This window comes from Psychrobacter sp. Ps3, from assembly GCF_022129275.1.
Classification (GTDB): domain Bacteria; phylum Pseudomonadota; class Gammaproteobacteria; order Pseudomonadales; family Moraxellaceae; genus Psychrobacter; species Psychrobacter submarinus.
This window is the reverse complement of sequence record NZ_JADQAL010000026.1, coordinates 24,523-38,890: the sequence shown is the minus strand read 5'-3', so window position 1 is coordinate 38,890 and position 14,368 is coordinate 24,523. Positions and strand designations below refer to the sequence as shown.

The 14,368-nt window shown below is 43.8% G+C and carries 11 protein-coding genes and 1 pseudogene; 6 read left to right on the top strand and 6 right to left on the bottom strand.

From position 1 onward, the window contains the following. From I3248_RS08940 to sohB, 6 genes and pseudogenes are all read right to left on the bottom strand, one after another. Window positions 1-763: pseudogene (locus I3248_RS08940) on the bottom strand (transposase); the annotation flags it as partial. Between the two features lie 196 nt (window positions 764-959). Then, the gene (locus I3248_RS08935) at window positions 960-1,829 is read right to left on the bottom strand and encodes an SDR family oxidoreductase (protein WP_269117168.1); all 870 of its coding nucleotides are present in this window, start codon (window positions 1,827-1,829) and stop codon (window positions 960-962) included. A 160-nt stretch (window positions 1,830-1,989) separates the two neighbouring features. After that, the gene (locus I3248_RS08930) at window positions 1,990-2,769 is read right to left on the bottom strand and encodes a histidine phosphatase family protein (RefSeq protein ID WP_025646907.1); all 780 of its coding nucleotides are present in this window, start codon (window positions 2,767-2,769) and stop codon (window positions 1,990-1,992) included. Window positions 2,770-2,832: 63 nt separating this feature from the next. Then, window positions 2,833-4,113 carry a phosphotransferase family protein gene (locus I3248_RS08925; RefSeq protein ID WP_238063354.1) on the bottom strand — a complete coding sequence of 427 codons (1,281 nt, stop codon included), beginning with the start codon at window positions 4,111-4,113 and terminating at the stop codon, window positions 2,833-2,835. A 231-nt stretch (window positions 4,114-4,344) separates the two neighbouring features. Then, window positions 4,345-5,592 carry an acyl-CoA dehydrogenase family protein gene (locus tag I3248_RS08920; protein WP_238063359.1) on the bottom strand — a complete coding sequence of 416 codons (1,248 nt, stop codon included), beginning with the start codon at window positions 5,590-5,592 and terminating at the stop codon, window positions 4,345-4,347. A 329-nt stretch (window positions 5,593-5,921) separates the two neighbouring features. Further along, window positions 5,922-6,908, bottom strand: coding sequence for a protease SohB (sohB, locus tag I3248_RS08915; protein ID WP_238063353.1), 987 nt, complete (start codon window positions 6,906-6,908; stop codon window positions 5,922-5,924). Between the two features lie 419 nt (window positions 6,909-7,327). Here sohB and aspS point away from each other — a divergent pair, with 419 nt between their 5' ends. The 6 genes from aspS (at window position 7,328) to I3248_RS08885 (ending at window position 14,292) form a co-directional block, all read left to right on the top strand. Further along, window positions 7,328-9,187 carry an aspartate--tRNA ligase gene (gene aspS, locus I3248_RS08910; protein ID WP_238063352.1) on the top strand — a complete coding sequence of 620 codons (1,860 nt, stop codon included), beginning with the start codon at window positions 7,328-7,330 and terminating at the stop codon, window positions 9,185-9,187. A gap of 40 nt (window positions 9,188-9,227) precedes the next feature. Next, complete coding sequence (locus tag I3248_RS08905; protein ID WP_238063351.1) at window positions 9,228-10,154, top strand: lysophospholipid acyltransferase family protein; 927 nt, start codon at window positions 9,228-9,230, stop codon at window positions 10,152-10,154. Between the two features lie 92 nt (window positions 10,155-10,246). After that, window positions 10,247-11,041, top strand: a complete 795-nt coding sequence (locus tag I3248_RS08900) for a glycosyltransferase (RefSeq protein ID WP_238063350.1) — start codon at window positions 10,247-10,249, stop codon at window positions 11,039-11,041. A gap of 16 nt (window positions 11,042-11,057) precedes the next feature. Beyond that, on the top strand, window positions 11,058-12,056 hold the full coding sequence (locus tag I3248_RS08895; protein WP_238063358.1) for a Stealth CR1 domain-containing protein: 999 nt from the start codon (window positions 11,058-11,060) through the stop codon (window positions 12,054-12,056). Between the two features lie 56 nt (window positions 12,057-12,112). Continuing rightward, the gene (locus I3248_RS08890; RefSeq protein WP_238063349.1) at window positions 12,113-13,279 is read left to right on the top strand and encodes a nucleotide sugar dehydrogenase; all 1,167 of its coding nucleotides are present in this window, start codon (window positions 12,113-12,115) and stop codon (window positions 13,277-13,279) included. Beyond that, window positions 13,279-14,292, top strand: coding sequence for an NAD-dependent epimerase (locus I3248_RS08885; protein ID WP_238063348.1), 1,014 nt, complete (start codon window positions 13,279-13,281; stop codon window positions 14,290-14,292). Before I3248_RS08890 ends, I3248_RS08885 begins: the two co-directional genes overlap by 1 nt. Window positions 14,293-14,368: the final 76 nt, after the last annotated feature.

Here is a 14,368-nt window from a genome sequence, read left to right as displayed (position 1 = left end):
AGCTGTTATCTTTAACAAGCTTGGTGGTAAATTTATGAATTAAGTCTAATCTTGTATTTTTGATTTTGGCGTGGATTGCTTTAGCGCGGTTTTTATTCTTAGCACGCTGGGCTACTGCTAATTTATTCGCCCACTTTTGCGTTTGCTTAATGGTTAGCTTGTCGCCATTTGATGTGGTAGCAGACTCTGTTAAGCCTAAATCAATACCAACGCTGCCCATACCACTTGCTTGTTTGGGATAGTCTTTAACGGTGATACACGCATACCAACGATTACGGCTATCTTGTACTATCTCTAAGGTGTTAATTTGATATAGGCTTAGGTTGTAACTATCGAATACATCTATGATGAGCTTTTGACCTTTAGAGAGCGATAGCTGAATGGTTGATTTCAGTGCTTTTTTACCGCTTTGCCGTGTGGTTAGGTGTTTGATGGCTGATTTTTTAAAGGGTATCCAGCCTAGGCTTTTGTGTTTGGCATCGGGTCGGTTGGTTCGCCAATTTAGTTTGGCTTTTTTAAATTGCTTACGAGATTTGGCGTGAGTCTCATTGATAGCTTGTAAGGTTTAACTGTGTAATCCTAAATACTCACCGCTACCTTTGGTATACTCACTTAAATCATAGGCACTAAAAAACTTACCGGTACGTTTTAAATGCTCAAAGCACAGCGCATTGACATAGTTCCACACGAAGTTTACTGAACCGCTTAGCTGATTCAGCTCTTTTATGTGCTTGTCCTTAATGCGTAGTTTGAGGGTCTTCATACCTTTAGTATGGCGAGGTTAATTTCAGCTTACAACCCTTTAAACACTACTCACGACAGTGCATGTCGCCTTATACCCACCCCCTGAAATGGTGGTTTTACGGCGATAGGTGATAAAAGCAATAAGCCCTCTAATAGTAAAGGGCTTTCTTATTATAACATTACCGGTATTAAGCACTTAGATAGAAAAAGTAGCTTTAGCTAATCTTACTCACAATCTGCAAAGGCAGATGCTTCATTGCTTGACCAACAATCGACCAAGGCAAACTTGGCACGCAAGCTTCCTCGGCACCAGACTCTATGGCTGCGACGATGGCTTTGGTTCCCGTATCAGCGTCCACTTCAAACGGTAATGGCTTAGCATCCTTGTTAATCTCAGTACGAATATAACCTGGATAAATCGTAGTGACCTTAATCGGTAGCTTAGTGAGCAACATATCGGCGCGAATCCCTTCGGCAAGATGCGCAATACCAGCTTTTGCTGCGCCATAGGTTGTCATATGACCTGGCAGACCGCGCATCGCTGACATGCTCGAGATTACCACTAAATGACCCGCGTTTTGCTTGCGAAATATTTTCATGGCAGCTTCACACTGCGCGAGTGCTGAGATGAAGTTGATCTCAGCGGTACGGCGGTTGATTTTAAACCGGCCTTTACCGATACGGCGGCTATCCCCGACACCAGCATTGACAACGATACGATCTAAATGTCCAAAGTCTGCGGCAAACTCATCAAATACTTTGAATATTGACTCATAGTCGCTGACGTCTAAGATTTTATATTCCACTCGGATATTGGGATAGCTCTGCAACAAATCGACTTTAAGATGCTCTAAACGCTCACCGCGGCGCGCGCAAATCGCTAGATTATAGCCAAGTTTGGCAAATAATCGCGCCATGACCTCCCCAAGACCTGAGCTTGCGCCCGTGACGAGCACAGTTTTGCCTTGTCCGACTTGTGATTTGGTCAGACCATTTAGATAGCGCGCAGGTTGTATCGCACTGGTCGCTTGCGCCCTGCCTTGTTTGACAGTTTTTGTTACTAAGCTCATTAGTTTATTTTGCATAGCATTCTCTTCTCATCAATACCGTACGTTTGCACCGCTTTATGGCTTTAAATAACCAGATATAAAGATATCATAGTATAGTAGCCATGCTTTAGATACTAGATGTAATCTTTTCTTAAGTTCGGATAATCACTATACCTTATACCCTAAACATTCACCATTAGCGCCAAGTAACAAAGCGCTCGCCTTCGGCAAACAAATGGCTGTATTCATTCAAGGACAATAACCGTGCCGTCTCTCCTCGTAAGGTAAGAGCGGTCACCCCCGTATTGATTAACCGCTTATTGAGCTGATAGGCCGTTTGACTGTCCTGCTCAAGTAACTGCGCGGTAATCGCAGCGATTACCCCGCCCGAGGTAAATACCAACACTGTCGTATCCTCAGCGGCTCTATTATCTTTAGCAGCTGTATTTAATGAGTTGGCTTTATCGCGTATTTGCGCGAGCGCGCGCTGTGTACGCTCATTGAACTGTGTCCAGCTCTCAATATAGTCATCATCATACTCGCCGCCATGCCAGCGCTGCATCGCTTGATCAAATAGCTCAGCCAAACGCAGCTTAGGCACGTCAGCTTTTGCGATCTCCATGGCTATAGCCGCTTGGTTTGCAAAGGCTGGGTTAGACTTGGTCAATACATCTTGATGATTAAACTCGTTGAATTCAGCAATCAAACGATCATCAGATAAGTCAGCCGGAGCATTGGCAGGTGAATGACTCTGTTTTTGTTCAGCTACAGTCTCTTGATAGCTCGCTAAAAAATGGCGGGCAGAGTCCTGCTGACGCATCAAGTGACCACTGAAGACTGCATCGATACGGCGCTGCGTATGAGCATAATGAGCGCCAAGCATACGCGCCTGCGTAATCCCTAACTCTGACAACTCATCGTAGTTTTTTTTGCCAAAAGAGGCCTGACCGTGCCGAGCCAAAAGTATGGTAATCATAATCCTACTACCTAATAGTTATATTATTTTAAGAGTGTATTAACGAAAGAAATTTTAGCGCCATCACTCATCAACTGACTTTGACGTCGATTCAAAATAACCTTTAGGTAAGATGCTTTTGACTAGCTTTTGTACCGGCTCTGGCAATTGCTCTATCGCGGCTTTATCCACTCCTTTTTCCTCTAAGCGCGGCTGCACGTGAGTCATAAATAGTGTCTCGCCTTCATACTGCGCGATAAGCTTCAGGCACTTTGCGTTTAACACATGAACGATGAGCCAAAAGTTCTTAAAGGCGGGGTTTTTGGTTTGTTTATTATAGTAGCGATAGTAGATTTGCTGCACGATACCGGCTAAGCGAAATAATCCAAACACTTCATAAAAGGTCCAGTTATCAATCTCAAGGCCCGTTTTATTTAAGTAGTATTCGACGACTTCATCGCGAGTCATCATCCCTTTTAGATGAGTTGGCTGACGGCGCGACTGCTGCATAATGATGTTGTCATCAGCTTCAATCCAGTACGCCAAAGCGCTGCCTAAGTCCATTAAGGGGTCACCCAGGGTCGCCATCTCCCAATCAAGCACTCCAATGACTTCGGTGGGGTTATCAGCCGCCAAAATTACATTATCAAAACGCCAGTCATTATGAATAATGCAGGTCTTGCTATCTTTTGGTGTGTGCTTATTGAGCCATTGACGCACGATACCAAAGCTCGGTACGTTTGGCGTTTTTGCTTTCACATAGCGCTTATCCCAGCCGGTCACTTGGCGTTCACAGTAGCCCTCACCGCGGCCTAAATTAACTAGATCAGCATGCTCGGTATAGTCTACCTGATGCAGCTCGATTAACGCATCTATTACGTTAGTACACAGCTCACGGGTTTGCGCGGGATCAAAATCTATCTCTTTTGGCAAATTGGCACGCGGAATAATGCCTTCCATGCGCTCCATCACATAGAAGTCTGCCCCGATAATGTTATCGTCAGTACATAGCGCAACCATTTTGGGGACATAAGGATAAGCGTCTTTTAGCGCTTTTTGTACCGTGTATTCGCGTACCATATCATGAGCGGACTTGGCTTTGGTGCCTTTAGGCGGACGGCGCAGAATCAGATCTTGATTGTCATACTCTAAACGATAAGTCCAGTTCGACGCGCCCCCTGAAAATTGAGTAACGGTAGGTTCGCCTTGAATGTCGACGCCTTGGTCTCGTAACCAGCTGCTAATCGCTTGCGCATCCAGCTCCTCGCCTTCTCGCACTTCGCCGCCTTTGTCTAGTACCGCGTTTAGTTCTGGCTGCTGGTCGCTCTTAGCACTATCTTCGGTATTTGGTTTATCAGTTGCCATACAATGTTCCTTATTGTTTGTGTACTGCTTGTTTGTGTGTTGCCATTTTTGAATATTCAACAGACCTTAGTGAAAAATTCACTACCAAAATCTTGATAGTGAATGTTAAGGGATAATATTCGCTAAAGTAAGGGGCATTAGGGTCAATGCTATGGCCTAAATGACCCATTAGCACTTAGACCCTATTTGTAGCTCGCCTCTTGTTTAGCAGACTATCATTTCGCGAGCTTCTTATTTAGACGATTTTGCAGGACGGCGAAAGCCTTGACGCTTTAGCTCTAATTTTGCAATCATCGTTTTATGTACCTCGTCCGGACCGTCCGCTAAACGCAACACCCGAGCTTGAGCATAGAACCCTGGCAACATAGTATCTTGGCAAACGCCCATGCCACCATGGATCTGAATCGCCATATCAGCCACTTCTTGTAATACAGTAGGCGCGACCACTTTAATCGCTGAGATTTCAGTTAACGCCGCTTTGGTACCTTGGCTGTCCATTTTTTGCGCGGCATATAACGTCAATAAACGCGCTTGATCGATCTTGATACGCGCCTCGGCGACACGCTCTAAGTTACCCCCTAGCTGTAAGATTGGCTTACCAAAACCAACACGGCTCATACCGCGGTGAATCGCAAGCTCTAACGACTTCTCGGCGGCACCAATACAGCGCATACAGTGATGAATACGCCCAGGTCCTAAGCGGCCTTGCGCAATCTCAAAACCCATACCAGGTCCACCGATAAAATTAGTAACTGGCACCCGTACATTATCGAAGCTGATTTCACCATGACCATGCGGCGCGTCATAATCACCGAATACTTTAAGCATTCGCTTGATGTTAACCCCTTTAGTGTCTACAGGAACTAGCACCATAGAATGCTGCTGGTGGCGATCTTTATTTTCATCAGGCGTGTATGCCATGACAATCAGTAAATCGACGGCTGGATCGCCAAGACCGGATGACCACCATTTGCTACCATTAATGACGATCTCATCACCATCGACGACAGCGGTCGCCTCCATGTTGGTTGCATCACTAGAAGCAACATCAGGCTCAGTCATACAAAACACGGAACGCGTCTTGCCTTCTAGTAAAGGGGTGAGCCACTTATCCTGCTGATCAGTACTACCATAGCGCCATAGCAGCTCCATATTACCGCTATCAGGAGCATTACAGTTAAAGACATGCGGCGCTAATAAACTACGGCCCGTAAGCTCTGCAATTGGAGCATAATCAGTCACTGACAAGCCTGCGCCAAGCTCATCATCGGGTAGAAACAAGTTCCAAAGACCGGCCTCACGAGCTTGCTTACGTAAGTCATCGTACGCGGCTGGCCACTGCCAGTTCTTCCAATTACCATCTGGGTTCATCTTATGGCACTCTTGCCAAAACTCATCCTCAATCGGCTCAATCTTAGTGGCAATAAAATCTTTGACTTTGGCATGCATGTCTTGACCGTGCTCAGTAGCGGTAAACATCAATGTATCATTGGACATAACTGACTTCCTTCTCATTATTAATGATTAACCTCTCATGGCTAATCTCTTACGGTGTACGTACGTGTACTGTTTTTCACTTCCCCTATTTATAACATAGCTCCAAATTTTAAACAGCAAAAAAGGCGCGACTGTTTAGGCACGCCTTTTACAAAACATCAACAGTGAAATAGTATATACCTAAATTTATTAGGGATTTCTAAAGTTCTTTCTATACTAACTAATGAATAACACTAAAAAATATTGTTCCACTATCAATTAGCTTATCTCAACTCATTCAGCTTTTACTCATTTATATTAAAAGAATACACTTACTTTAGAATATTCAAGCGGCTATTAAGATCAAAACGGGCAAGAGCGTCTGGTAGTTTATCCACTGCCATAGTGATCGTCGCCTCAGCGGCTTGTGATAAGCCTAACTTCTCTGCTAGAGTTGGCTTTTGACGCGAATGTAGCGCATAAACCTCATTATCTTCCATAAGCTGTAAGATATAGCTATCTGAGGTTTGCAGCTTATCGACGAGGTTGAGCTTTACTGCATCTTCGCCATACCAATGCTCACCATTAGCGACTTTATCCAGATCAAGCTCAGAGCGATAAGTACTGACGAAATGCTTAAACAGATCATGCGTTTGCTCAAGCTCTTGCTGGTATTTAGCGCGATCTTCATCATCGTTTTCACCGAATACTGTCACCGTGCGCTTGTAGTCACCAGCGGTAAACATCTCATAATCAACGTCGTTTTTTTTCAGTAGTTTATTGAAGTTCGGTAATTGTGAGACCACACCGATAGAGCCGATCACCGCAAAAGGCGCGGCGATAATGTTATCAGCGACACAAGCCATCATATAGCCGCCACTGGCTGCGATTTTATCGACACAAACGGTGAGTTTAAGGCCCGCGTCTTTGAGACGCACTAACTGCGCCGCTGCAAGGCCATAACTATGCACCATACCACCACCTGACTCTAAACGGATGATAACTTCATCACCCTTATTAGCAGTACTGATCAGGGTGCTAATCTCTTCGCGCAGATGCTTAACGGCCGAGGCTTTAATGTCACCGTCAAAATCTAGGACAAATACTTGCTGACTGGCCTCTTTGTTTTTATCTTTCTTCTTGCTTTTAGATTTCACTTTTAGCGCTTGCTTGGCTTTTTTCGCCATGCTCTTTTTGAGCTGCTTAAGCGCAGCTTTGCCTTGAGTCGCTTCCATCAAGTCTTCGCGGCGCTGCTGCTGAGTCTTATTTAAATGCATGACTTTAAGCTCGACAGGGTTTTTTGGCGGGTGAAATAGCATATCAAGTCTTCCTTAGGGTTACATTCAGAGGTTTAGGGTAATAATTCTAGTTGCGATAGCTGAAATTATTTTAAGATGCAGCTGATATGCGCTCGCTGCGCGCTATTTTCAAGCGTCATGGTTATAAATCATAATAGATAAACCAATTATTACACTCGTAAGCTTGTCATGCCTTTATGAGCGAGCGCAGTTAATAAGCATAGTTGTATAACACCCGTACTTTAGGCATAATATGCGTTTAAAATAAATTTTATACAGCCGACGCGCAGACTATCCGTCTTTATAGCGCTGACTGGCTGTTTTTTGCAATTGACTATCTTAATAATAAATATCGTTTAAGAGCCTCACTGGTATTTTTAAACGGCTATTCTTTGAATCGGGCACATAACTGGATAACCTTGACTATGACTGACAGCACTATGAAACCTAGTACTATTACGCAAAAAGACCTCGCCGTACACAGTGGCTATCGCGACGAATACTGCGGTGCTGTGACCGAAGACTTATTAGAGCAGACGATCACTATCGTCGGCTGGATACATCGCCGCCGCGATCATGGTGGGGTGATCTTCTTAGATATGCGTGATCGTGCTGGCATCTTGCAGGTGGTAGTCGACCCAGATACGCCTGAAGCTTTCGCTACCGCTGATGCTGCACGCCCTGAGTATGTGCTGAAAATTACCGGCCGCGTCCGTCGTCGTTACGAAGGCACTGAAAATAAAAATATGACTAGCGGTCAAGTCGAGTTATTAGGCAAAGAGATTGAAGTCTTAGCCAAGTCAGAAACTCCGCCTTTCCCGCTTAATGACGAGAACATGACCGTCTCTGAAGACTTACGCCTCAAGTACCGCTACCTCGATATGCGTCGCCCTGAGATGCAAGAACGTATGGTGTTCCGTGCCAAAGCCACCTCAGCGATTCGCCGCTACCTTGATGATCATGGCTTCTTAGACGTTGAGACGCCTATCTTGACTCGCGCAACGCCAGAGGGCGCACGCGACTATCTAGTGCCTTCGCGTACTCGTCCGGGTAACTTTTTTGCGCTACCGCAGTCGCCACAGCTCTTTAAGCAGCTATTGATGGTGTCAGGTTTTGATCGTTATTATCAGATCGCTAAGTGCTTTCGTGACGAAGATCTGCGCGCTGATCGTCAGCCTGAATTTACCCAAGTCGATATTGAGACCTCTTTTTTAAATGAAGAAGAGATCATGAGCATCAATGAAGGTTTGATCAAAAACCTATTCAAAACGATGATGGATGTTGAGCTTGCTGACTTCCCGCGTATGACTTATGCAGAGGCTATGCGTGACTACGCTTCTGATAAGCCTGATCTGCGTATTCCGCTAAAGCTCATCGATGTCGCTGACTTAATGAAAGACGTTGACTTCAAGGTCTTTGCTGGTCCCGCCAACGATCCAAAAGGTCGCGTTGCCGCGCTGCGTATTCCTAATGGCGCCTCCTTAAGCCGTAAGCAAATCGATGAATACACTAAGTTTGTTGGCATCTATGGTGCGCGCGGTTTGGCTTATATTAAGGTCAATGACGCAAGCAACATTAACAACGGTGTGGATAAAGAGTCAGGTCTACAATCACCTATCATCAAAAACATGACTGACGATGTGCTAGCTCGCCTTGTTGAGCGCACTGAGGCCGAAGATGGCGATATCATCTTCTTCGGTGCCGACAAAGCCAGTATCGTCAACGATGCTATGGGCGCGCTACGCCAGAAAATTGGCCTTGATATGGATATGACCACTTGCGAGTGGGCACCGCTTTGGGTCACTGACTTCCCAATGTTTGAAGAGACGGATGACGGGCAATGGACCTCTATGCACCATCCGTTTACGAAACCAAAAGGTTCAGTAGAAGAGCTCAAAAACAACCCAGAGTCTGCGCTCTCTATCGCTTATGACATGGTACTAAACGGTACTGAGATTGGCGGTGGTAGCCTACGTATCAACACCCTTGAGATGCAGCAAGCGGTCTTTGAAGCGCTAGGTATCGACGCGATTGAGGCTGAAGAGAAATTCAGCTTCCTACTTGACGCACTAAAATTCGGTGCGCCGCCGCATGGTGGTCTTGCCTTTGGTTTGGATCGCTTAATTATGCTAATGGTCGGTGCAAGCTCTATCCGTGATGTCATCGCCTTCCCAAAAACCAAGACTGCTGAAGATCCATTGACTCAAGCTCCAGCTCCTGTTGAGGGTAAGCAATTACGTGATCTTGGTATCCGTCTGCGTGAAAAAGCTCAAGCAGATACCACTAAGCCTGCTCAGTAGCTGATCTGGTAATGAGTATCTCTTATTACTGCGATTCATTATGAATCCGTATCAGATCTTCAAATACGTGCCTTTATCTGTATTGCAGATGCTGGCACGTATTACTGCTAGGATAATGATGCGCCTGCCAAACTTGAGTATCGTTCGTACGATCAAGATCAATATGGCACTCATCGAACCTGCCCTAACGGCTAAGCAAAAAAAGACCGTTATCAAAGATATCGTCCGTCATCAGTGTCTAAGTAGCGTCGAGTCTATCAAGAGTTGGGCGATGCCGCCTGAATGGAGCATTGAGCAGATACGAGAGGTGCATAACCAAGAGATCTTAATAGAAGGCTTAGCCAATCCCAACGGCATGCTTGCTATCGTTCCTCATCTTGGTACTTGGGAGATGATGAACGCTTGGCTCAATCAATTCGGCTCGCCAACGATTATGTACAAGCCGGTCAAAGACAAACTTACTGGTGATTTTATCCTAAAGGGTCGTGCGCGTCTTAACGCTACCTTAGTGCCTACTGATAGTAGCGGTGTCAAAGCAGTGTTTAAAACGCTTAAACGAGGCGGTTTTAGTATTATCTTACCCGACCATGTTCCTGAGCCTTCAGGCGGCGTGGTTGTGCCTTTTTTTGGCGTTAAGACTTTGACTAGTACCCTCGCCCCTAAACTTGCTAGCAAAACCAAGTGCGCCCTAGTCGGTCTGTCTTGTATTCGCCGTGATGATAATCGTGGATTTGATATTTACTGCTATAAGATCGATGATCCAGCGCTGTATGATCGCAACACAGAAGTCGCGACTCATGCCCTGAATATTGCCATGCAAGAGATGATTGAAGATCAATGTAGCCATTATATGTGGGGCTATCGCCGCTTTAAACGCATCCCTAATCTTGGCAATCCTTATCGCGCTGATCGTAGCAAGCTACAAGCCTTTCTAAAATCGGCTAAGGATAAAAGATATAAGACTTAATTGCGCTATCTTTTATAGTAGACTCAATATAGCGGTATCAAATATAGCATCTTCTAAGCTTCATGTTTTCATCTTATTAAAAAGAGTCAATTATGACATCTGACTTCGTTAACCATACTCTAAAAGACCAAGACTCTGCCCACCTAGCAGAGTCACGCTATATCATCTGTATGAAATGGGGCGATAAGTACGGTCCTGAGTATGTCAATCGTCTCTATAATATGGTCAGTCGCCATCTGACACTGGACTTTCAGATGGTTTGCTTGACGGATGATAGTACAGGTATTAATGAGGCGGTACAGTGCTACCCGATACCTGAGCTGGATCTACCTGCGGGACCTGAACGCGGCTGGAAAAAACTCACCACCTTTAAGCCTGAGCTGTATGATCTAAAAGGCGTGGCGCTATTTTTAGATATCGACATCGTTATTGTCGATAATATCGACAGCTTTTTTACTTATAAGGCGGAGTTTGATGACAGCGTGGTTATCATCCGTGACTGGAAAAAACCTTGGCGCATGATTGGTAACAGCTCCGTCTATCGCTTTAATATTGGCATGGGTACTTATCCTGACTTGCTTAGTAATTTTGAGCGTAATTTTGACACCATTCGCACGCAAGTACGCCATGAGCAGGCTTATCTATCCAACTATTTGCGCGAGCATCATCATTTAGAGTATTGGCCCAAAGACTGGTGCGTCAGCTTTAAATACCAATGTATGGCAAAGCCGCCCTTTAACTTTATCAAAGCACCTACTCTGCCTAATGGCGCTAAAATCGTTATCTTCCATGGCGAAATCAATCCGCCAGATGCCATTAAAGGCGGCGGCGGCAAATGGTATCGGCGTGTCTTGCCGAGTCCTTGGCTGCAAGAGCATTGGCAGTGAATCTATGAGAAAAGCCATGAGAGCAGAGAATAAAAAGCAAATAGACGTTGTTATCGCTTGGGTGGACGGTGATGATGCACAGCTCAAAGCAAAAAGAGCGCGCTATCAAAAAACCTCTAGCGCTGCCTCTGACGCTACTAGCTCAACCCGCTTTGCCAGTAATGATGAAATCTATTACAACCTTGCTTCTATTTTGAAGTATGTACCTTTTTGTCGTCATATTTATATTGTTAGTGACGGGCAGCAGCCTGAGTTTATAGATGAGTTCGCTAAGCAAGGAATTTGTGCAGGTGATAAGATAAAAATCATCGATCATACAGAGCTTTTTGAGGGTTACGAGCAGTTTTTGCCAACGTTCAATACTCGCTCAATTGAAACAATGCTTTGGCATATAGCGGATGTGTCTGATTATTTTATTTATATGAACGATGATTTTTTCTTTAACCAGTCTGCAACTCTAGAGGATTTTATAGAGAAAGATAAGCTTATCTTGCACGGTCATTGGCGCAACACGGCAGCTTTAAATGCCAAACTTAACTTTCGTAAAACTAAATCCAAACTATTAGGTACGCCTATTCAGCCAAGACATACCATCGCGCAGATGCTCAGTGCAAAAGTGCTTGATATGGATCAGTTTTTTGAGATTCATCATTTTCCTCATATTGTTGATAAAACGATCTTAAAAAACTATCTGCTACAGCACCCACAGCTTTTAGAGACACAAATAAAATATAAATTTAGAGATGTTGCTCAGGTGAACCCTATTACTCTGATGAACCATCTCAAAATACAGAAGAGCCAAGCCCATTTACGAGCTGATATAGCGGTTAATTACTTGAAGAACGAAGATAGCGTTGAGAGTTTTTTATCTAACTTAGATAATAGTGATTATAAGTATGGCTGCATTCAAAGCTTAGACCGTCTTAACTCTGACTCTTATCAGAAGGTTACAGCCGCTATGACAAATAAATTTTCGGCATATCTACCCTCATCGCTACTAACGAGTGCAAACTAACGTCTTAGAGCAACCATATATTGCATCAACTTTAACTTAGAGACCTTGGATACTTTATGAAAATAGCAGTCGTCGGTACCGGCTATGTAGGCTTATCAAATGCTATGCTACTAGCGCAGCATCATGACGTTATCGCTGTCGACATTGTCGCTGAAAAGGTAGAATTGCTAAATAATAAGCAATCCCCTATCGAAGACAAAGATATCGAACACTTCTTGGCAAATAAAAAACTAAATTTCAGTGCAACTCTTGATGCAAAGCAAGCCTATGAAGATGCTGATTTTATTATTATAGCAACGCCTACTGATTATGACCCCAAAACCAACTATTTTAATACCTCAAGCGTCGAAACTGTAATTGAGCAGATACTCACCGTTAATCAAAACGCCCTCATCATTATCAAATCGACCGTACCCGTCGGCTTTACGCTCAGTATTAGAGCGCGCTATGGCACTGAGCGTATTATATTTTCTCCTGAATTTCTAAGAGAAGGCCAAGCTTTGCATGACAACCTTTTCCCTTCTAGAATCATAGTCGGAGAGCAGTCCAAACGTGCCCAGCAGTTTGCAGACCTACTCATCGAAGGCGCGCAAAAAAAGGATGTTCCATTACTATTTACTAAGCCCACTGAAGCTGAGGCAATCAAACTATTTTCTAACACTTATCTAGCTATGCGCGTGGCCTACTTTAATGAGCTTGACACTTATGCACAGACTTTTGGCTTATCTACTAGGCAAATCATCGAAGGGGTGGGCTTAGATCCACGTATCGGCGATCACTATAACAACCCCTCATTTGGCTATGGCGGCTATTGTCTACCAAAAGACACCAAGCAGCTCTTGGCCAATTATGATGAGGTGCCAAGTAATTTAATAAGAGCAATTGTAGACTCTAATCGCACCCGTAAAGACTTTATTGCAGATAAGATCATTCAAAGAAACCCTAAAATCGTTGGTGTTTACCGATTGGTTATGAAAAGTGGGTCTGATAATTTTCGTGCCTCGGCTATTCAAGGCATTATGAAACGTATTAAAGCCAAAGGTATAGAAGTCGTTGTTTATGAGCCAGTACTACAAGAAAAAGAATTTTTTAATTCGCGCGTCATTAAAGATTTGAGTGAGTTTAAAGCGATGAGCGATGTAATCGTTGCTAATCGTTTATCAACTGATATACAGGACGTAGCGGATAAAGTGTTTACTCGAGATCTATTTGGGAGCGACTGATGAAAATACTGGTCACTGGTGCGGCAGGTTTTATTGGTTTTCATTTAATCAAGACGATACTAGAAACAGATCTATCTGCTAGGGATTACTGTATCGTTGGTATTGATAATATCAATGATTATTATGATGTAGATCTAAAAGAAGCGCGGTTGAAAATATTAAGTGAGATATCAGATTCAGAAGTTTTTACGTTTATTAAGTTAGATCTGGCTGATCGTGAAGCCATGTCTGAGCTTTTTTCCACCTATCAATTTGATACGGTTGTTAATTTAGGTGCCCAAGCAGGTGTGCGTTACTCTATCGAAAATCCAAATGCCTATATCGACTCAAACGTGGTTGGTTTTGTTAACATACTTGAAGGCTGTCGTCACCACGATATTAAGCACTTAATCTACGCAAGCTCTAGCTCTGTTTATGGTATGAATATAAAGCAGCCATTTACCACTGCTGATTGTGTTGATTTTCCTATCAGCCTATATGCCGCTACCAAAAAATCGAACGAGCTTATGGCACATAGCTATAGCCATTTATATAATATTCCTACGACAGGGCTGCGCTTTTTTACCGTTTATGGTCCTTACGGTCGACCTGATATGGCATATTTTTCGTTCACAAAGAAAATTCTAGCTGGCGAGCCAATTAATGTATTTAATAATGGTGATATGCAGCGTGACTTTACCTACATTGATGATATCGTCAATGGCATTATTCGTATAATTAATAAAGCGCCTTCGCCCCAGCATTCTACTATTACGACTGCAGCTGCTCCCTACAAGATTTACAACATTGGCAACAATCAGCCTGTCACTTTGCGCCGTTTTATTACTGCCATTGAAGACGCTTGTGGCAAAAAAGCGCAAGAAAATTTACTGCCCATGCAAGCAGGCGACGTACCGATTACTTACGCCGACATAGATGAATTGGTAGAGGACATTGGCTTCAAGCCTGAAACCAGTATCGAAGAAGGTATCAAACAATTTGTCGATTGGTATAGACAATATTATTCAGTTTAAACAAATAACAACGATCTTTAAGGCTTATATCATAGAGATTAAGGCGCTAATATCTTTATATATTTTTAAAGGATTT

Bases quoted from the DNA above. Each gene is read 5' to 3' on its own strand.
- I3248_RS08935 (WP_269117168.1), bottom strand. From the start codon at position 1,829: ATGCAAAATAAACTAATGAGCTTAGTAACAAAAACTGTCAAACAAGGC.
- I3248_RS08930 (WP_025646907.1), bottom strand. From the start codon at position 2,769: ATGATTACCATACTTTTGGCTCGGCACGGTCAGGCCTCTTTTGGCAAA.
- I3248_RS08925 (WP_238063354.1), bottom strand. From the start codon at position 4,113: ATGGCAACTGATAAACCAAATACCGAAGATAGTGCTAAGAGCGACCAG.
- I3248_RS08920 (WP_238063359.1), bottom strand. From the start codon at position 5,592: ATGTTTACCGCTACTGAGCACGGTCAAGACATGCATGCCAAAGTCAAA.
- sohB (WP_238063353.1), bottom strand. From the start codon at position 6,908: ATGCTATTTCACCCGCCAAAAAACCCTGTCGAGCTTAAAGTCATGCAT.
- aspS (WP_238063352.1), top strand. From the start codon at position 7,328: ATGAAACCTAGTACTATTACGCAAAAAGACCTCGCCGTACACAGTGGC.
- I3248_RS08905 (WP_238063351.1), top strand. From the start codon at position 9,228: ATGAATCCGTATCAGATCTTCAAATACGTGCCTTTATCTGTATTGCAG.
- I3248_RS08900 (WP_238063350.1), top strand. From the start codon at position 10,247: ATGACATCTGACTTCGTTAACCATACTCTAAAAGACCAAGACTCTGCC.
- I3248_RS08895 (WP_238063358.1), top strand. From the start codon at position 11,058: ATGAGAGCAGAGAATAAAAAGCAAATAGACGTTGTTATCGCTTGGGTG.
- I3248_RS08890 (WP_238063349.1), top strand. From the start codon at position 12,113: ATGAAAATAGCAGTCGTCGGTACCGGCTATGTAGGCTTATCAAATGCT.
- I3248_RS08885 (WP_238063348.1), top strand. From the start codon at position 13,279: ATGAAAATACTGGTCACTGGTGCGGCAGGTTTTATTGGTTTTCATTTA.